The sequence below is a fragment of the Cryomorpha ignava genome (assembly GCF_010686655.1).
GTDB classification, from domain to species: domain Bacteria; phylum Bacteroidota; class Bacteroidia; order Flavobacteriales_D; family Cryomorphaceae; genus Cryomorpha; species Cryomorpha ignava.
Genome location: NZ_JAAGVY010000001.1, coordinates 259,297 through 278,107, shown reverse-complemented (window position 1 = coordinate 278,107; position 18,811 = coordinate 259,297). Strand labels below are relative to the sequence as shown.

The following is an 18,811-nucleotide window of genomic DNA, read 5'->3' as shown; positions in this document are numbered from 1 at the left end:
AGGATGTGGTGCAAGGTTATTGCTTGTAAATCCACAAAGCAGGATCCTGTTTGGTCGTTCCAGACTGGTCAACCTTCCATATTTCCAGGTGAGATTCTGTTTTTCCCGAGCCATCGTCAGTCAAAACTGTGCCTATAGATTGCTTATTTTCAACCTTTTGACCTTTGGTGACATACACATCTTTTAGATTTGAATACACACTTCTATACCCTCCGTGGTTGATAATAATATTTTGCCCCGCTCCAGGAATGCTGAAAACCGCCGAAACGGTACCTTCAAAAACCGCTCTTACGGTGGCATTGGCATTTGTAGCGATGTTTACACCATTGTTTGGCACGGTAATTCCCGCCAGCACGGGGTGAGGATTATTTCCGAATCGCGATGTAATAACACCTCGCTCCACAGGCCACGGCAATTTTCCTTTGTTTTTCTCAAAACTCGCCGAAAGTGCGGCCGCCTCGGGTGTTAGAGCAAATACACCGGCATTGTCTTTTTTCGAAGCGCGAATTTCTGCTTCAATAATTCGTTGAATTTCTTTGTTGAGCTCCTCGCGTTGTTTTTCCTGCTTTTTGAGTTTCTTGATTAATGTTTTCTCTTCCTGCTGGAGATTTGAAACGGTACTTTTTTGTTCAGCTAGATCTGAAGTGAGTTCTTTTTTATTGCTTTCTTCGGAAGAGATAAGCTTGTCTTTTTCGGCAATAACGTCGAGCAAACCGGCATTTAGCTTATTCAATTTATCTTGTGTCGCTACTATCTCGTTTGCCTGATCCTGACGGTAATGGGTATATTGTTTTAAATATCTGATACGCTTCACCGCCTGAAAAAAATCTGCGGAAGCAAAAATATACATCAGCCTGTCTTCGCTTCTATGTGTACGCTGGGCAAAACGAACCATTTCGGCATAGTTATCTTTTAGCGCCGTGAGCTCCTTTTCCAGATTATCGATTTTTTCTCGATTTGCAGCAATTCTTCGGTTATAAAGGGATATTTCTCCGCGCAAACTTCTGATCAAGTCTTCACGAAGATTGATTTTTTTGTTGATTAGCGAGAGTTCACCCTCTACCTTATTTCGGTTATTTCGGGTTTCCAGCAAAAGCTTATTGGTAAGCGAAATCTCTTGCGAAATGCGATCACGCTCTTTTTGAAGCTCTTGTTTGTCCTTATCCTGAGCATAACTATTTAAAGCCATACCACAGAATAGAAACATGAATAAACCTAATCTAATCCATTGGTTCATAGCTGCTCGGTATTTTAAACGGATAGCTTTGGGATTCATTTACTTTTATTCGCGAATGCTCAATTACTATATTTGATGTTTCAGTTGGTGTGCGTATATCTATAAAAATTTTCAAAGGCAAAACTTGTCCATCGAAGGTTTCAAAATTACTATATGATATTTCTACAAACCTGCCGTATTGTAAATCGTCAATATTAACGCGAGAAATTTTAAAATCGCTTGCGCGGATGTAATATCTTTTCACAATCAAATCTTGATCATCGAGTTTTTCAGTCGCTTTATCAAACTTTTTGGGCTTTAAAATCTCGCCGTAAACCGAGTCGCGTTTACTGGGTTTAATACTTGTTTCTACCGCTTTTTTAACCTTTCGCTTTACCTTCGTTTGAAGCACATAATAGAGTTCATCTACTACGGAATTGTATTTTTCATTTGACTCAATTTCTACAGCATTTCCCACAAGTAAATTCTCCAGAAATTCAAATTTTGTGGCGTACTGAAGCAGGCTGTCTATGGAGCTATACCCGCCGGCAAAGTATTGATCTTTCATCTTATTGATAAACATTAGGGTATCTGGCTCTATCAGTACACGTACCGCTTCAATGCCCAGTGCCGGTGTTACGCTCATCCAGATTACGGTATCTTTCTGCATACGCATATTTACCTTAAACGATCCCTTTTGTTCGGGCATATCGGCTGATACCAAGAGTTTGCTGCTGAAAGACTTATACTCAAATGAGTTTTGCTCTACCAGGTCTAAGAGCGCGTTTTCACTTAGCGGAAAAAGGGGGCTTTTTTCTACAGCACGCCTCGTTTTACAGCTCATTACAGAGAGGGTAGCGGCAACAAATACTAAAATGGTGGTTTTTCTCATCTATTCTGCGGCTTGGTATTGCTCAATTTTAGGGCCAAGATCGTCCGTTTCGCCGCCGGCATCCAATGCTTTTTGCCACGCCTTTACAGCATCTTTTGTGCGGTTTAATTTTAATAATACATCGCCGTGATGTTCCAGAACTGTTGGGTCTGTACCGCCCCCATTTTTTAGGGATTCTTCAATCCAGAAAAGTGCGTTTTGATAGTTTTGGCGGATATAGAGAACCCATCCATACGTATCTTGAAATGAAGCAACATCCGGATTTAAATCATTGGCCTTTTTAGCCATCGACTCTGCTTTTTCAAGATTTATTTCTCGCAAAGAAAGGTAATATGCATAGTTGTTGAGCACAATAGTGTTTTGCGGATCATACTTCAGTGCCATATCATAAGACTGATCGCTGCTTTCGTGATCTTTCTGCTCGTGATAAGCGTCGCCAAGAGAAGCGTAAAACTGCGCCAGAAGTTTGTTGTTGTCTACAACCAGGTTTTTTCCTGTATTAAGAGATTCTACAGCTTTTTCTGCTTCTTTATTTTGCAGAAGCGCAATGCCATTGAAAAGATAAAATATGGGTTGCTGCGGAAAATATTCCAGTGCTTTTTCGCTTTCGCTTTTAAGTGCTTCAAAATCGTTGAGCTGTGAGTCAATGGTCAGAATCTGTTGCCAAATTGGAGGCCTGTTGGGATCAATAGCCACGGCTTTGCGAAACTTTACTCTCGCCGAGTCGAGCTGACTCAAATTGTAGTAAATATCGCCCTGTACAGCATACGATTTGGCCTCGTCGGGGTGTGCCTTCTCCATTTCACGCGTGAGCGAAAGAATGAAATCGCGGTTCTTATTAAAATCGTTGGAGTTCAAATAATTCAGAAGGATATTAACCTTTACATCTATCGAAAGCTCTGAAGAACCAAAAGCGCGTTTGAGATATTCGTTGGCTTCTGATTGCTTTCCATTTTTCTTGGCAATATCGTGGAGCGAAAGCAAAACCAATCCATTGTCGGGTTCCATATCAAGCATTTCCTCGTAGAGTTTGCGCGCATCGTCTTCACGGCCGACTTGCTGAAAAATCTCTGCCTTCATTCCATAGAGTCTCAATTCTTCAGGATTTGTCGCAATTAGCTTATCAATTTCCTTTAGCGCATTATCAAAATCTCCTTTATCAATGTAAATCATTTGGCGCTGCAACGAAAGCTCCTGAGATGTTCCTATTCTTTTTTCGAGATCGTTGTAGAGTTGTAGCGCTTCGTCGTATTTGCCTTGAGCGGAAAGTAAAGCGCCGAGATTAAAATAAAAACCGTAGTCGTTGGGATGGGATTTTACGATTTCTCTAAAAATGGCAATACTTTCTTCCATTTTTCCCATTTCTGAATACAGCTGTCCGAGGAATTGGGCATACCAAATGTTTTCAGGTTCCAGGTCATAAGCTTCTTTGGCATAGCTAAGTGCTGAAGGAAAATTGCTGTCCTCGGCATAAATTCGGGCTATTTCATACCGGGCGGCAGCACTGGTGGGATCAATTTGAAGCGACTCGCGAAACAATTTTATGGCTTCGCTGAAATTGCCGAGAATTTTGGCCTTGTTGGCATCCATATAAGCCACGGTAAAATCGCGTAACTCCTTAGATGAGAGTTCTTTTCGCTGCCCGGGTTTTTGGGTAGATGCTGTTGCAGATTTCTCTGTTTTGCAAGCCGAAAACCCCACAAGTCCCAATATTAATCCAAGAATTATATGTAAACGAAATACGTTTTTCATTCAATGATATTGTAGTCGCCCACGCTAAGCACCTGAGCCTTGTTTTCAATTTTAGCGAAATTTCCAACCATGGAATTTTCTAGTATAAAGTTAGTCACTTTTGAATGCTGCTGAACGATAGATCGCTTTATTCGCGAAGAATCTACCTTTGTGCCTGCACCGATTGAAACGTATGGGCCAACTACTGAATTGCTGATTTCAACGTTTTCGCCAATAAAGCAGGGATCAATTATAACGCTGTGCTCTACTGATGCAGACGCTGAAACTTGCGAATTTGGGTATTTCCAATGGAGAATGCGTTCATTCGTATCAATAGTGGCGGCTGGATTTCCACAATCCATCCATTCATCTACTTTTCCGGGACCAAATTTAAAACCCTTTTCAGTCATTCGTCTCAAAGCATCGGGTAGCTGGTACTCGCCACCTTTTTTAATATCGTTTTCGATGAGATATTTTATCTCTTCTGCCAGATCTTCTCCTTTTTTGAAATAGTAAATTCCAATCATGGCAAGGTCGCTAACAAATGTTTGCGGTTTTTCAACAAAATCTGTTATCACTCCGTCATCATCGAGTTTTACAACACCAAATGACGAGGGATCTTCAATTTGTTTTACCCAAAGTACGCCGTCCTTCGTTTCGTCGAGCTTAAAATCGGCTCGGAAAAGCGTATCGGCGAAAGCCACAATGGTTTTGCCATGAAGCGCTTCTTTGGCACACCATATTGCGTGAGCTGTTCCCAGCGCTTCGTCCTGGTAAGCTATCGTGCCTATGGCGCCCAATGATTTTGCCACTTCAAGCAGGTGATCTTCAGCATCTTTGCCAAAGCGACCAGTAACAAATACAATTTCGTTAAGCTTGTCTGGCACCAGCGCGGCAATATCTTCTACAAGGTGCTGTACTATAGGTTTTCCGGCCACGGGAATAAGTGGTTTGGGAATGGTAAGCGTGTGTGGGCGCAGGCGTTTTCCCATGCCCGCCATTGGGATAATAATATTCATATTTCTCTAAGATCTTTTTCCGGTACTGCCAAATCCGCCTTCGCCCCGAACAGTTTCGGTTAGGGTGCCTACTTCTTTAAAATCAACCGATTCATATTTGGCAATAACCATTTGGGCAATGCGTTCACCGTCGTGAATTTTCACGTTTTTATCTGACAAATTTACCAATAAAACGCCGATCTCTCCGCGATAATCAGCATCGATGGTGCCGGGAGCGTTTAAAACCGTGATTCCTTCCTTGTATGCAAGACCGCTGCGGGGTCTTATTTGAGCTTCTGTCCCAACAGGTAGCGCGATGTGCAAACCGGTGGGGATGAGCTTTCTATGTAAGGGCTCGAGCGTTATTGACTCGCTGAGATTTGCATGTAAATCTACCCCCGCACTCTGCGCTGTTGCATAGGCGGGAAGGGGGTGTTTAGATTTGTTAATTATTTCTACGATAGCCATTTAAAGCGCTTTTAAAATTTTCTTTTCCTTGTTAAAAACAACAGCGGCATAAATAATTACCGCCGCCGCTCCGGAAATATACTTTATAAATCCGTCAAAATTAAGAATGTAATGAATGCTATAAAGTCCTGCGGCAAAGAATACATAAAATCCTATTTCCTTTAAGTTGTATTTTACCGGATACTTTTTGTTTCCCAGGTAGTATGATAAGGCGAGCATAGCCACATAAGCGCCAAGTGTAGCCCATGCCGATCCATAATAACCTATTTTTGGCACGAGGATTATATTCATTACAACTGTTACAACGGCGCCCACGATCGCTATGAGCATCCCATAAACCGTTTTATCGTTTAGCTTGTACCAAAATGAGAGGTTAAAAACTGCCCCAAAGCAAAGGTAAGCCACGAGAAGAATCGGAATTACGTCCATACCCTCTCTAAAGTCTTCGCCGATAAGCCGCACTGCAACATCTAAAAAGCAGAGTAAAGTAAGCGTGATAAAAGAAGCAATTATAAAGTAATACTTCATAATATCGCTCTGTGTTTTATCGCGGTCTTTGTTGGTGAGGGAAAAGATAAAGGGCTCTGCCGCAAATCTATATGCTTGAATTCCAATGCTTAGCAGCATAGCTACTTTATAACATGCACCGTAAATTCCCAGTTGTTCATCTGCCAAATCATCGGGCAGTCCGGATAATTTGGTAAAGAAAAGTCTATCGAATGTTTCGTTAACTATTCCCGCCAGCCCGAGCAATAGCAGTGGCAGGGCGTAGGGGAGAAGCTGGCGAATGATGCGCATGTGGAATCCGTGCACAATTCCGCGCATCCATGGGGTAAGAAGCAAGAATTTTACGGCGCTGCTCACAAGATTGGCTACGAAAATATAACCTATACCGAATGCAGGATTGTACCATGAAGAGATAAAGCTGTGGCCAAAAGCATCGGGATCGACCAATGCCTTAGGGCAGTATAAAATCAGGAAGAGATTGAGACCGATATTGACACCAATACTGATTAAATTCACTCCGGCAAAAACGATGGGCTTATTCCGCAATCGCAGGCGTGCAAATGGAATTGTAGCCATTGTATCCAATGCGACAATCCAGGTAAAATAAGCGATGTATTCAGGGTGGTCACTGTATCCCAGCGTATTGGAAATCCCATTTAAGTTGAGGAGGATAACCACAATAAAGAGACAAGAAGTAACGAGAATGGCAATAAATGATGTGCTAAAAATCCGGTTTCTTTCTTCCTCAGATTTTGCCTTTGAGCCAAATCTGAAAAAAGCGGTTTCCATTCCGTAAGTCAAGAACACGATGAGAAATGCGACAAGGGCGTAAAGTTCGGTAACCACACCGTACTCACCTTGCGCAAACACACGGGTATATAGGGGCGTGAGCAAAAAAGTCATCACCCTTCCTATAATACTGCTTACACCGTAAATGGCTGTTTGCCCGGCGAGCTTTCGCAGTGCGCTCATAGGCAAATAGTCGGTTTAGTTTCCACTAAAATTTGGTTTTCGCTTTTCCAGAAATGCTGTAGTTCCTTCTTTAAAATCGTCTGATCCAAAGCAGCTTCCAAAGGCGTCAATTTCAACTGAGTAGCCATCCACATTTTCGGTGTATTGCGCATTTACGGCGCGGATTGCTGCTTTGATAGCCACGGGAGAATTGCGAATAATTTTCTTTGCTATTTCCACGCATTTTTCCATCAGTTCAACTTGAGGAACAACGTGATTCATCAGCCCCATATTGTGCGCTTCGGCTGCGGTAATCATTTGAGCGGTTGTAATCATTTCGAGGGCTCGGCCTTTGCCAATAAATTGGGCAAGTCTTTGTGTACCACCGTATCCGGGAATAACGCCAAGCGATACTTCCGGCAACCCCACGCGGGCATTGTCTGATGCTACGCGAATGTGGCAGCTCATAGCGAGCTCAAGTCCGCCGCCCAGTGCAAATCCGTTTACGGCGGCAATTACAGGTGTTCCCATTTTCTCCACCGCATTAAAAAGTAACTTGTGGCCTTCGGCGCTAAGCTTCTGACCTTCTTCATTGCTAAAATGTGCGAATTCGCTGATATCAGCTCCGGCTACAAAAGCTTTTTCACCTGCTCCGGTAAGAATCACGGCTCTAACTCCCTTGTCATTTTCTGCTTGAGAAAGCGCGTCTGAGAGTTCTTTTATAACAGCTCTGTTTAGTGCATTGAGCTTTTCAGGACGATTTATGGTAATGGTGCGAAGGGCGCCTTCGTTGGAAATGATCAGATTATCGAAATTCATTTTGGTCGAGTTTGAGGCAAATGTAGTGGTCTTGAGGTGATTTTTGGGTATTTGGGGTTATTTTGGGGTTTTCGAAAAAAAAGAATGTACGATTGTCTTTTCGGAAACAGACGTATGACCGAAATCTTAAAGTGGTAGAATTCGACTACTTTAAAAGTTAGGTTGGTCTTCACTCTTTTGTGTTGAGTTATGGTCTATGGGTTGGAAGAACCAATGCCATTGGTATTTTTACCAGGTCGGGACGTTATGCAGAAACCTTCGCATATAAGGAGATTGCTTTTGAGTTTGGTTCAGCTATTAATGCAAACTTTGGATCTCTTTCCATCAAACTTTGAGAAATCACATTCAGAAGAAACGATAAGGCCTATAATTTGCTTTGCGGTCTTTTAGTGTTTTGGTAAAAAGTGCCGATGTGTATTTCCTCTGGTAAGTTTTCTGATGCGGCATAGGTTAATACTGCGTCTATTAAATCTTTTAGTTTATAGGCAGACAGAGAAATGAGTTTGCTGAGTTTTCTTGATAGTTCAGGCGAGGGAGGATCAGAGTCGTAAAGGACTTCTGATAATCCGATGATGTTATTTATTGGCGATTTCAGATCATGGGATATGAGGTGGGCGAGTTCGGTCAATGTGAATTTTCTCTCCTTAAGTTTCTCCTTCCGGATTTCCAGTTCCAATTTGTTCTTCCGGAGCTCAAGGCTTTTACTCACCTGAAAAGAAAGGGTTTTCAGTGCTTTTTTCTGAAATTCATCAAGCTTATTGGGTTTGTGATCAATCACGCAAAGGGAGCCCAGAGCATGACCTTGCAAAGAGACCAAAGGAATACCGGCGTAAAAAATGAAATTTGGCTTCCCAGTAACCATCGGATGGTCGTGAAATCGGTAGTCTATACTTGCATTAGGCACTTCAAAAATTTCAGTTGGATAGTTAATTGTATGGGCGCAAAAGGCAAGATCTCTGGGAGTCTCTTTTGCATTTATTCCATAAGTCGATTTAAAAAACTGTCTGTCTTTGCCAATTAGTGAAATGAGCGATATAGGAACCCCACAAATATGCGATGCAAGTTCTGTAATCTTGTCATATTCATCTTCCGGATTTGTATTCAGAATTTCCAACGATAAGAGTTCTCTTAGCCGGCTATTTTCATTCGAAGGGATCGAAGGACATATCATAAATTAAATTTTATTCTAATCCTACGTCGCAGAGTTGCCATCAGTTCGTTATTGCGTCGAGTGATTATTAGCCCTAAACCAGTAGAAATGGCTATTCCGTCTATTTTTTAAAATGAAAGTGTAATTAGGCTGCTTATTAATCAGCTATCGCAAAATTTCGTTGAATAATAATCTTAGGATTTTTGCTTTGAAAAACCGCTTTATGATCATAAGAGTCATTCTGCTAATGCCGAAAATAGCCAATGAAATCATGGGAATTTTTTGAGCAGTACGGGGTTTTAATCATCGTATTGGAGGCAAGGTCAAAAAAAAGAGACCTTACCTAGTCATCCCGGAATTGACTTTTGGAAACATGCGTACTTTCAACTCACAACCGCAGGGCGTAATCTAGAAGTCCCGCTGGGGCGGGATGCGATGTCTTGAGTGGTTATTGAGCCAGTCGAAATGCGAAGTCGAAAGGACTGTCATGCCGAAATGGCTTGATCTTCGATTTTCAAGACAAGGCTTTAGACCAAGCCACAGGCATGAAAGCGGACATTATGGACAGACTCTAATTGAGGCTCACCGGAACAATGATACTAAAAACAGCTCCGTGGGGTTTATTAGCTTGAATTTCAATTGTGCCTTTTAAGCTTTTTACGAGTTTATTTACAGTGGCCAGACCGAGACCTGATGAATTTTCACCGTTGCGGGTTTTTGAATCTAGCGTTCTAAAGGGTTTAAAAACCTCTGTATGTAAATGCTCCGGTATTCCAATTCCATTATCTTTTACAGTAAAATGAATAAAATTGTCATCACTTAAAGTGGACGAAATGCTGATAGAGGTCAATGGCTTATCATTGTATTTAACCGCATTTGAAACCAGATTGAAAATAATCTGCTTCCAGGCAACCGGATTTCCTGTAACTGTGTGATAATTTAAATCGATGTCAAACTCAATATCTTGCAAATGATTGTAGTGTGATTTGCACTCATCCACAATTTTGTTGAGAGAAACGGATTCTTGTTTATATTTTAAAACATCTTCTGATGTGGAATATTTCATGACATCATCGATAAGAATTTTGAGATCATTGGCCGTCTGCTTAATAAGCATGCTGAACTTTGTTACCATTTCTATCGACGGTTTATCGGGATCTGAAAGAATGTTTGATAGACCAATAATATTATTTAGTGGAGATTTTAAATCATGAGATACAACATGAGCAAGATCTCTCAAGATAGCGTTTTTTTCTTTGAGCTCGTCATTCTGAATTTTGATATCCAGATTTCTCTTACGTAGCTCCAAACTTTTTATTACTTGGTTAGAAAGGGTGGTAAGTGCCTTTTTTTGAAAAGTGGTGAGCTTTTTTGGCTTTGTATCAATTACACATAGAGTTCCCAGGGCATTACCATGAGACGTAACCAATGGCACACCAGTATAAAAAACAATATTTGGGCCGCTAGTAACCAGCGGATTATCCCGAAATCGAGGATCAGCTCGTGCATCAGGAATTTCAAAGATCTCATTAGGCGTATTAATTGCATGGGCACAAAAAGCATAATCACGCGGTGTTTCTTTGGCATCTATACCAAGTGCTGATTTAAACCACTGCCGGTCTGTATCGATTAATGAAACTAAAGAAACGGGTACTTCGCAGATCTGGGATGCCAATTCTGTAATTTGGTCATATTCTTCCTCAGGAATTGTATCTAGAATTTCTAATAAAGAAAGTTCTTTCAGCCGGGCTTCTTCATTTAACGGCGTAGATGGAGATATCATAGTTCACATTTATAATACACTTATTTACAATATATTTACGTTCACAATCCGCGGTTAGTTTTAATTTCCGTCGAGTGATTAACAACGGTCAATCTATTAAAATGAAGGGTGTGTCTAATTTTTTTGGATAGACTGTGAATCATCCTACTTAAAGTATACCTAATACAATGGTTTTTCTTGCTTTTGAGCGGTTAGAATTATTTCACATTTTGTCTCAAACTTCAACCTCAATCCTACCACTTTCCTCTCCATCACCAAATCGCAGCACAGCCCTCGCACCTTCCATAAAATTATATTTTTTCAGCGTAGGCAATACCGCTTTAAAAAGCATTTCAGCATTTGGACCATACATATAATAGGAGCCATCACTATTGTCCATTGCCATTTCGTGGCCGTCGTAAATTCCAATTTTGCTATTTTCCAGAAGGGTGGCTAATTCAAGCGATAGCGAATAAAAACTAGCGTCGTCATCAAGTCCATAGTCAAACCAGATTACAACAGAGTGAAGTCCTTGAAAGGGACTGGAACCACTGCCGGGAAGAGGAAGTGAATCTTGCATTTGAAAATTTTTAAAGGTTCGCAATTGATTCGAATCAGTAAAAATAGAAAATTTCGGACACCTCATTCATTTCGTCTTCAGTCACCTCAAATCGATTCGGCACAATCTTTGGCTAAAAGCTATTTCATTCTCTTTCTAATAGCAAATCCCTACCTTTAAAACATGATTCAAAAAATCCTTTTCGCAGTGCTACTCATCCAATCGTTTTTTGCTGCAGCACAACAAAACAGTACAAATGGTTGGTATCTGACTACTAAAGATACCCTTAGAATCCTCGTTGTATTCGTAGAGGTTGATTACGATACAGATTCAAAGCTCGAAGATTTACCAGAAGGCACAGAAAAATGGCCAGATGGCGGCCTGCCTGCTTATGCCGATAGTATTTTCGATACCGATTGGCAAGAAAAACCGGTTGGAATAATGACTCGGTATTACAATGAATCATCTCTTGGGAATTTAATTGTGCTCGGAGACTATCTCCCTAAACTATACCGCGTTAAAATGTCGGAAATGGGCAAGGCAAACAACTATACACTCGTTAAGGAATTGGCGAAAATTATAGCCGCCGATACAAATCTCCGCTCAAACAGCGGACTTGACTTAAAGCAATTTGACCTCTGGAAGGATTCGTCAAAACTTGGAAGTGTGAAGGAAAAATCGGGAGAAGCATTTGAAGGACTTGACCATGTTATGATTTTTACCAGAAACTTTCATAAGATTCCAAAAGACAATGGCATGGCCTCGGGCAGCAGCATGGGATTTATAAATGGGAAGCGCACAGATACTTACTCTATTTTTGCCGGGGGGCATGGTTTTCCATTTGGCATTTTGCGTCACGAGCTCAATCATTTGCTTATTGGCGGAAATAATTTTCATGCGGGTGGTGGAAATTCCGCCGGGTTTAAAAGTTATTTCACTTTTCTACAAGGCGGCTGGAGCATGATGGGGGCTTCGCATAGCAGCCTGCTAACCTGCTCGGGATGGGATCGATATTGGCTGGGCTGGCAAAAGCCGGGCAACGATTTTTTAATCAGCGCAAGAGATGAAAACAACCTGGAAGTAAACGGCGATATAGGTCGCGAAACAGGAGGAGGCATTTTTTTGCTCCGCGATTTTGAAACCGATGGCGATGTATTGCGCATCAAGCTTCCCTTTATTCCAGACTCAGAATTTCAGCAGTGGCTCTGGATAGAAAATCACAAAACGATCGGATTAAACGGATCAGACTTTGACGTTTTTCAGTATCAAGATCATGAATGTATTACTCCGGCGCGCCCAGGCCTATACATGCACGTGCAGGCAGATGCAAACACGCGTGAAGGCAAAAACATCTACAGAAATGTAAATGCCGATTACCTGAGATCGGTAATAGCTGATGGGAATTATGATTTTAAATGGGAAGCCGACCCTTTGCTACTCGAGCCGTGTATAAATCACGTGGCATACATTCCTTATTATTACGATCCCGATTTTGAAAATCCCTTTACGGGAAATCACGCCCAGGAATTTCCCCAATATTACACCAATGCTGATACGATTCTAAACTCAGAAACTATGCGCATAGCTGCTCACCGTCGCATGGGCGATGTGTATGAGAGAATTTCAATGAATGGAAACCCACGTCACGGCTTTCGCGAAAGCGGAAATAAACGCCTGGGAGTGGGCACAAATCCATCATCGGCAAATATGCTGACGCTAGTAAATACGCGAAGACCGGCAAAAGAGGATGAGCAAAACAATCGCAAGATTTATATAAATGGATTGAGCGTAGAGATATTGCAGACGCTGCCCGATGCCAGCCTGATAGTAGAGGTACGCTTTGACGACAATATTGTCGACCAAAATCGCCGTTGGTGTGCTCCCGAAATAGTGCTCAATAACCACATTGTAGAAGGGCCTGACCTGATTGTGAAGGAACATTTAACATTCGATATTGGCGAAACAATGACCCGTTTTGACAATCCGGATACCGTAAACGGTAAAACCTATTTTACCGATCCTACTACGATGATCGTAAAGTCGGGAGCAGAGCTGGTGGTAGAAGGTCGCATTACGCTCAAGGCAAATAGTAAACTCATAATTGAGTCCGGGGGAACGCTTACAATCAACAAAAAAGCAAGAATTTATGTGGAGAATGGTTCCGAGCTAATTCTAAAAAACGGAGCAATAAAACGAGGTAAGGGAAAAGTGAAAACCGATAGAACCGGTGTGGTGCGAATAGGTTGAGAATTTCGAACAAAAGTTAGCTATCTACATTTCGGGAATCTCTTTCGTCACTACCCTCAGGCAGCCACACGTAAAAAATGCTGCCCACGCCTTCTGCACTTTCAAATCCTATTTTGCCACTCGAATACTCCACAATGTTTTTTGACATAGCCAACCCCAGTCCCATACCGCGTGATTTAGTAGTAAAGTTTGGAACAAAAATCTTGCTAAAATCTTCTTTTTTAATGCCGCTCCCGTTATCTTTAATCTCAGTCAAAAATCCTCCGCTATCTCGTTTGAGGGTGATTTCTACAAATCCTTTTTCAATACTGTCAACAGCTTGTATTGCGTTTTTAATCAGGTTGTTAAATACCCGTAGCAATTGCTTTCTATCGGCCATAATTCTCGTGTCGGCATCCTTTGGAATATGATTTATAAAATGCACATTGTCAAAGTTGTCGTAAAGATTGGCGGCGTTGTTCAGCAGTTGTGCGAGCTCTATTTCTTCCATTGTGGCCTGTGGCATTCGGGCAAAATTTGAGAAGGCGTTTGCAATTGTACTGAGGGCGTCAATCTGCTCAATAAGGTTTGCTGCCAGGCGCTTTATCTGCTCCACATCTACGGTACCTGTTCGTTCAATTGACCGCTCCAAATGCTGTATATTCAGCTTCATTGGCGTAAGCGGATTTTTAATTTCGTGGGCTACTTGTTTGGCCATCTCGCGCCAGGCACTTTCACGCTCGCTCTGCGCCAGCTTTTCGGCATTGTGCTCCAATTCAGCTACTTTTATGTTGTACTCCTGCACCAGGCGGCCTATCTCGTCAGAGCCTTTATAACCAATAAGCCTGTTGGTTTTTCCCAATTCTATTCCTGCAAGGCTTTCGCGAATGGCGCGGAGAGGAGCTGTAATCCATTGTGAAATAAAAAGCCCTAGAAGTATGGAGAGCAGGAAGAGCAAGACGAAAATATTGATAACCGAAACCAGGAAGTTTGAAATCTCGTTTTCGAGTTCAGTTTGTTTGGCAAAGTAGGGCAGGTTAATATAAGCCAGTAATACTCCTCGATCGTTGTAAAATGGCGTATAACCCGAAATATAAGTCAGATCGCCGATTTTCTCTTCGTGCACATATTCTACTTCGTCGAGATAGCTAATATGCGCATAAGCTTCGGGATTAATTTTTCGCGAAAGCAGACCCTCGTTAAACATCCGCATTTGACTTGATGCCAAAAGGTTACCTTCGGGCGAATAAATGTTTATATCAGTAAAGAAGATATACGAAAACTGTGAGAGCATCCTGTTTAACAAGTCAGACATATCGTAATTGAGGCTCTCTTCTTCTCCCATTTTGCTCTTCACTTCAAGCAAGATAGATTGCATTTTTTCACTGATCTGTCTACGGTTTTTCTCGCTGTATTTTTGCTCGATATAGTATTTGGTGGCAAATGCAAATAAGAATAAACTGGTGAGTGTAAGGATAATAAGAAGGGCCTGTATTTTTTGGTTGAGGTTGAGATTTAGCGGCTGGCGCTTTAAAATCATAGCCCGAATAACGAGGCCCAAAGAAAGGACGATACCGAAAATCACACATAAGTAGCTAAATGTGGTAGCCTTATCAAGCGGACTGAGCAGTGGTTTTGAAAGAACCACAATAGTGCTGTGATCCACGCGGGTAACTAAATGTTCATAGCCCCGTTTTACAACATATTCCTTGCCCTCTTTTACATTGCCAAAAGAGCCGGGATGAGATTGAAATGGATAGTCTCCACGACTGCTAATCAATCGCTTGCCCACATAGCGCGAGCTGGCATATGGAATGGCTTCTGTATTGGCTCTTGAACTTTGGTCGATAAGCAAGGAAGGAAACCCAAGTTGCTGAGGAAAAAGCTTTGACGACATTTCAAAAACAAAGAAACCATCGGGCTTTGTTGAAAGGCTATAGTGAAGTGGCAATACGGCCATATATGTTGTATAATCGTCTGAGTTATACATGTAATACAACTGTGGGTTCATTGGCGATGGCTCACCGTACTTCTCTATGCGCTGCTCTATTTCCCGAAAGGTAAAAGGGCGTACAGCCGGAATTTTTCCCCACGTTGTACTGTCGCCCAGAAAAGCGTACATCTTAATATTGTACTTGCCCCAGTATCCAGTGAAATAGCGTGATAAAACGTAATCTTCGAGGGTTTCGCGGGTGTGAAGTTCGTTTTCTTCAAAAACTCTTCTTACACCCTTGTCTTTTACAAGGTGAACGGCCAGATCAGAATAAAGCAATTCTGCTACAGGGTCATCATCAACAGAAAGCTTATCGGCCAAAATTTGTCTTTGGGCGTGCTCCCGCGAGTGCGCGTACTTAATGAAATTGTGAGAAGCAATTCCCGCAAAGAACACCACAGTAAAAATGAGTTTTAAAAGATTTGTGCGCGATTGTAATCTGTTAAAACGATAGTAGGAAAGCACAAGTAACAATGCAGGCGGCCAAAGCACAAAAATTAAGTCGCGAATACCCATAAAATGCTGAATCAGAATTGAAACCAGGGTAACCGTGACAATAATCAAAATGGAATACTCCTTTTTAATTCCCGATCGGTTTGAAAACTTCATGGCACCATCAGCCAATAGATAAAGGGAGGAATAGAGTATGGCCGAACCGAAAATGCTGAGAAAGCTAAATAGATTTAAACCTACAATATTGTTGATATCGAAGGGGATATTTGAGTTTAAGACGAGCCCTTTTTCAATATAATTTATCCATCCGCTGTAAAGCAAAAGCAAGGAAATAAGAAGACTAAAAATGGCTATTGATGCCGGAAGACTTCTTTTTCTGGTGTTTGGGATAATAGCGTACCGGCCTATTGATGCTACAATTAAGAGCAAAACAATATTGATGCAAAAGTCGATAAGGGACGGGAATATCGCTGACGAAGCATATACCGTTGGGCTAAAAAGATTTAGTGCTGTAATGTAAGAGGGCCAGCCTGCCAAAAGGCTTATGTAGCGCAACCCGAAGACAACCAGAGCATAAGCAGCAAATAGAGGCCACGGAGGTATCCGTTTTACGAAGCGTAAGACCAGAGAAGAAAGCGCAACCAATAAAGCCAACCCGCCCAAAATGCTGAATAAAATATAGATTAGCTGCCGGACAGCGCCCATATCTGCCGACTCGTCAAAAATGAGGTAAAAAGATTGATGATCGGCTTTGAGCTTAACACTGCCGGGCTTCGATCTATTACTGATATCGACAAGAGAGGTCTGTTTAAAATCTTTTTGAAAGCTATTATCCAAATAGCTATTCTCGTAAGGAAAGGCATTTTTGAGTAAAATGGCCGCGCAGTATTCGTCCACACCATTTGTGAGGTATAAAATGCGGTACCAGCCATTGTCAAATTTGTAAATCTCTGTACCATTTGATGCAGCACGCAAAAGGCTTACCGGCGATATGGAATTATACGACCACAGCGCCAGCTCATCGTTGCGATAAACAGCAATTACAATCCCCTCTTTTTCATAGAGTTCCAGAAAAAAGGGATCGTTATTTAGCTGAGTTCTCTTTGCTCCTTTTTTGCGAATTTGATGCCGCAAGTCTTCTATTACATCTATGGCGAGTCTTGCTTTTCTGTCAAGCTCTTTAGCAAAAACTTTGCTCTGACCTATTTTATCAATGCGCTGATTAAACAAGTCGGCGGCAAATCGGGCGCTGAGAATCAGTAAGATTCCGGCTATGAAAATAAAGATGCTACGCCTAAGAGAAAACTTCATAAATCGCAAAAACCTATCAGAAAACGAGCCAAATTAAAAATGGCTGTTTAAGGGCTTGAAGGTCGTGTTTTTTTGGAAACCTTTTGATTTCAGATTTTAGAATGTTGATTTCAGATTTAATGCCCAGATCTGCAACGGTAGATCCCACCTCGCAAAATGAAAGCGCGAGGCTGAAGGGCTGTATCATTTTATTACAACTGGTTCTAAGCTTTGCCAATTGCGAACATTTTAAAATTTCAAACCTGTACCTTTGCAGCTTTTAATTGTCAAATCAGAGATGGCTAAAAAGTCGGTTAAACCAGGACATTCCAATCAGATAAAAACCAATAAATATACTGAAGGCAAAATTCTGCGATCGCTTACAAGCCTGGCTTTTCCAATCATTATGGCCAATATTTTGCAAACCATGTATCAGCTTATTGATACATTTTGGCTGGGTCGGCTTGGAGCCAATGCGGTGGCTGCGGTGAGTCTTAGCTTTCCAATTTTGTTTTTAATCCTCGCCCTCGGTGGTGGGCTTACCCTTGCGGGAACGGTGCTTGTGTCGCAATATAAGGGAGCCGGAAATCAAAAAATGGTTGATTACAGCTCGTCGCAAACGGTTTTCGTTGTTTTTTTCATTTCCATTTTTCTTGCTGCACTTGGGTTTTTTGCCGCCGGCCCAATGATGACTCTCGTTGGCGCCGGGCCAGAGATTTATGCTGATTCGGTTACATACTTTCAGGTATCCTCTCTGGGATTTGTTTTTCTGTTTTTATTCTTTGTCTTTCAGTCGCTTATGCGCGGCATAGGGAATGTCATTTTCCCGATGTTCATTGTTTTGGGAACGGTGTTTTTAAATCTCCTGCTCGACCCGCTTTTTATTTTTGGATATGGGCCTATTCCCGGTTATGGCGTAGCTGGGGCAGCAGTGGCGAGCATTTTTACCCAGGCACTTTCTGCCCTTGTAGGTATACTTGTATTGTTTCGCGGAAAAAAAGGCATCCGCATTCACTTTTCGCAAATGAAATTTGATTTCAAATGGACCAAGAGGCTCTTCGAACTTGGGCTGCCCGCCGGGCTCGATCAGTCGACGCGCGCAGGTGCAATGACCGTTATGGTAATGCTTGTAACCGGTTTTGGTAGCGAAATGGTGGCGGCGTATGGAGTGGGAGCGCGCATTTTGAGCCTTGTGATTATTCCGGCATTGGGATTTTCGATAGCCACAACCAGTCTCGTGGGACAAAATATTGGCGCGAAGCAATTAAAGCGCGCCGAAAAAATTGGAAATTTAAGCTCAGGAATTGCCTTCTTCGGACTTACGGCCGTTGGTATTATTTTCTTCATTTTCGCTGAAGGAATAATCGCTTTTTTCGTCCCGGATGATCCTGAAGTAATAAAAGGCGGGGCGCTGTTTATTAAAATAATGGCACCGAGTTTTGGCCTTCTCGGCGTACAACAGGTTATGAATGGTGTTTTTAATGGCGCCGGATTTACCAAGGCCTCTATGATGCTCTCGGTTTTTAGCCTTTGGATTATCCGCTTTCCTCTTGCCTTTATGCTTTCACATAAAACCGGGTTAGGCCCTGCTGGAATTTATTGGTCTTTTCCCATTTCAAACTTAATTGCTGCAGCTACAGGTTTTGCCTATTACAAAATGGGTTATTGGAAAAAAAGACTGAAACCACATGACCCGGAATGGATTGCCGGATAAATTCGCGAAAGTGAAAAAGGATTTGGTAAAGCGAGCATTTTTGGCTTGACTGGAAATTTCGTTGTAGACTACTCTTATATTT

Annotated in this window: 13 protein-coding genes; 2 read left to right on the top strand and 11 right to left on the bottom strand. The window is 41.9% G+C overall.

What is annotated here, in order from left to right; genetic code table 11:
- Positions 1-16 precede the first annotated feature (16 nt).
- The 10 genes from G3O08_RS01160 to G3O08_RS01115 all read right to left on the bottom strand — a co-directional run bounded on the left by G3O08_RS01160 (position 17) and on the right by G3O08_RS01115 (position 11,074).
- Entirely contained in the window at positions 17-1,276 is a 1,260-nt protein-coding gene (locus tag G3O08_RS01160; RefSeq protein ID WP_163282826.1) for a murein hydrolase activator EnvC family protein, read from the bottom strand.
- Positions 1,221-2,108, bottom strand: a complete 888-nt coding sequence (locus tag G3O08_RS01155) for a DUF4292 domain-containing protein (RefSeq protein WP_163282825.1) — start codon at positions 2,106-2,108, stop codon at positions 1,221-1,223. Before G3O08_RS01155 ends, G3O08_RS01160 begins: the two co-directional genes overlap by 56 nt.
- Positions 2,109-3,860, bottom strand: coding sequence for a tetratricopeptide repeat protein (locus tag G3O08_RS01150; RefSeq protein ID WP_163282824.1), 1,752 nt, complete (start codon positions 3,858-3,860; stop codon positions 2,109-2,111).
- A complete protein-coding gene (locus tag G3O08_RS01145; protein ID WP_163282823.1) occupies positions 3,857-4,858 on the bottom strand; it encodes a sugar phosphate nucleotidyltransferase in 1,002 nt (333 codons plus the stop codon). The genes G3O08_RS01150 and G3O08_RS01145 overlap by 4 nt, the downstream gene beginning before the upstream one ends.
- A gap of 6 nt (positions 4,859-4,864) precedes the next feature.
- Entirely contained in the window at positions 4,865-5,305 is a 441-nt protein-coding gene (dut, locus tag G3O08_RS01140) for a dUTP diphosphatase (RefSeq protein ID WP_163282822.1), read from the bottom strand.
- Positions 5,306-6,784: a lipopolysaccharide biosynthesis protein gene (locus tag G3O08_RS01135; protein ID WP_163282821.1), complete on the bottom strand. Its 1,479-nt coding sequence runs from the start codon at positions 6,782-6,784 to the stop codon at positions 5,306-5,308. It abuts the gene before it with no gap.
- 15 nt (positions 6,785-6,799) lie between these two features.
- Positions 6,800-7,582 carry an enoyl-CoA hydratase/isomerase family protein gene (locus G3O08_RS01130; RefSeq protein ID WP_163282820.1) on the bottom strand — a complete coding sequence of 261 codons (783 nt, stop codon included), beginning with the start codon at positions 7,580-7,582 and terminating at the stop codon, positions 6,800-6,802.
- Between the two features lie 364 nt (positions 7,583-7,946).
- Positions 7,947-8,753 (bottom strand): sensor histidine kinase, encoded by an 807-nt coding sequence (locus G3O08_RS01125; protein WP_163282819.1) that lies wholly within the window; start codon positions 8,751-8,753, stop codon positions 7,947-7,949.
- Between the two features lie 550 nt (positions 8,754-9,303).
- Positions 9,304-10,515 (bottom strand): sensor histidine kinase, encoded by a 1,212-nt coding sequence (locus tag G3O08_RS01120; protein WP_163282818.1) that lies wholly within the window; start codon positions 10,513-10,515, stop codon positions 9,304-9,306.
- Between the two features lie 214 nt (positions 10,516-10,729).
- Positions 10,730-11,074, bottom strand: coding sequence for a hypothetical protein (locus tag G3O08_RS01115; protein WP_163282817.1), 345 nt, complete (start codon positions 11,072-11,074; stop codon positions 10,730-10,732).
- A gap of 162 nt (positions 11,075-11,236) precedes the next feature.
- Here G3O08_RS01115 and G3O08_RS01110 point away from each other — a divergent pair, with 162 nt between their 5' ends.
- Complete coding sequence (locus G3O08_RS01110; RefSeq protein WP_163282816.1) at positions 11,237-13,300, top strand: hypothetical protein; 2,064 nt, start codon at positions 11,237-11,239, stop codon at positions 13,298-13,300.
- Positions 13,301-13,316: 16 nt separating this feature from the next.
- Here the strand turns inward: G3O08_RS01110 and G3O08_RS01105 are convergent, their stop codons facing one another.
- The gene (locus G3O08_RS01105) at positions 13,317-17,036 is read right to left on the bottom strand and encodes an ATP-binding protein (protein WP_163282815.1); all 3,720 of its coding nucleotides are present in this window, start codon (positions 17,034-17,036) and stop codon (positions 13,317-13,319) included.
- Between the two features lie 277 nt (positions 17,037-17,313).
- Between G3O08_RS01105 and G3O08_RS01100 the strand changes: the two genes are divergently transcribed.
- On the top strand, positions 17,314-18,729 hold the full coding sequence (locus tag G3O08_RS01100; protein WP_204336728.1) for an MATE family efflux transporter: 1,416 nt from the start codon (positions 17,314-17,316) through the stop codon (positions 18,727-18,729).
- Positions 18,730-18,811 lie beyond the last annotated feature (82 nt).

Bases quoted from the DNA above. Each gene is read 5' to 3' on its own strand.
- G3O08_RS01160 (WP_163282826.1), bottom strand. From the start codon at position 1,276: ATGAATCCCAAAGCTATCCGTTTAAAATACCGAGCAGCTATGAACCAA.
- G3O08_RS01155 (WP_163282825.1), bottom strand. From the start codon at position 2,108: ATGAGAAAAACCACCATTTTAGTATTTGTTGCCGCTACCCTCTCTGTA.
- G3O08_RS01150 (WP_163282824.1), bottom strand. From the start codon at position 3,860: ATGAAAAACGTATTTCGTTTACATATAATTCTTGGATTAATATTGGGA.
- G3O08_RS01145 (WP_163282823.1), bottom strand. From the start codon at position 4,858: ATGAATATTATTATCCCAATGGCGGGCATGGGAAAACGCCTGCGCCCA.
- dut (WP_163282822.1), bottom strand. From the start codon at position 5,305: ATGGCTATCGTAGAAATAATTAACAAATCTAAACACCCCCTTCCCGCC.
- G3O08_RS01135 (WP_163282821.1), bottom strand. From the start codon at position 6,784: ATGAGCGCACTGCGAAAGCTCGCCGGGCAAACAGCCATTTACGGTGTA.
- G3O08_RS01130 (WP_163282820.1), bottom strand. From the start codon at position 7,582: ATGAATTTCGATAATCTGATCATTTCCAACGAAGGCGCCCTTCGCACC.
- G3O08_RS01125 (WP_163282819.1), bottom strand. From the start codon at position 8,753: ATGATATGTCCTTCGATCCCTTCGAATGAAAATAGCCGGCTAAGAGAA.
- G3O08_RS01120 (WP_163282818.1), bottom strand. From the start codon at position 10,515: ATGATATCTCCATCTACGCCGTTAAATGAAGAAGCCCGGCTGAAAGAA.
- G3O08_RS01115 (WP_163282817.1), bottom strand. From the start codon at position 11,074: ATGCAAGATTCACTTCCTCTTCCCGGCAGTGGTTCCAGTCCCTTTCAA.
- G3O08_RS01110 (WP_163282816.1), top strand. From the start codon at position 11,237: ATGATTCAAAAAATCCTTTTCGCAGTGCTACTCATCCAATCGTTTTTT.
- G3O08_RS01105 (WP_163282815.1), bottom strand. From the start codon at position 17,036: ATGAAGTTTTCTCTTAGGCGTAGCATCTTTATTTTCATAGCCGGAATC.
- G3O08_RS01100 (WP_204336728.1), top strand. From the start codon at position 17,314: ATGGCTAAAAAGTCGGTTAAACCAGGACATTCCAATCAGATAAAAACC.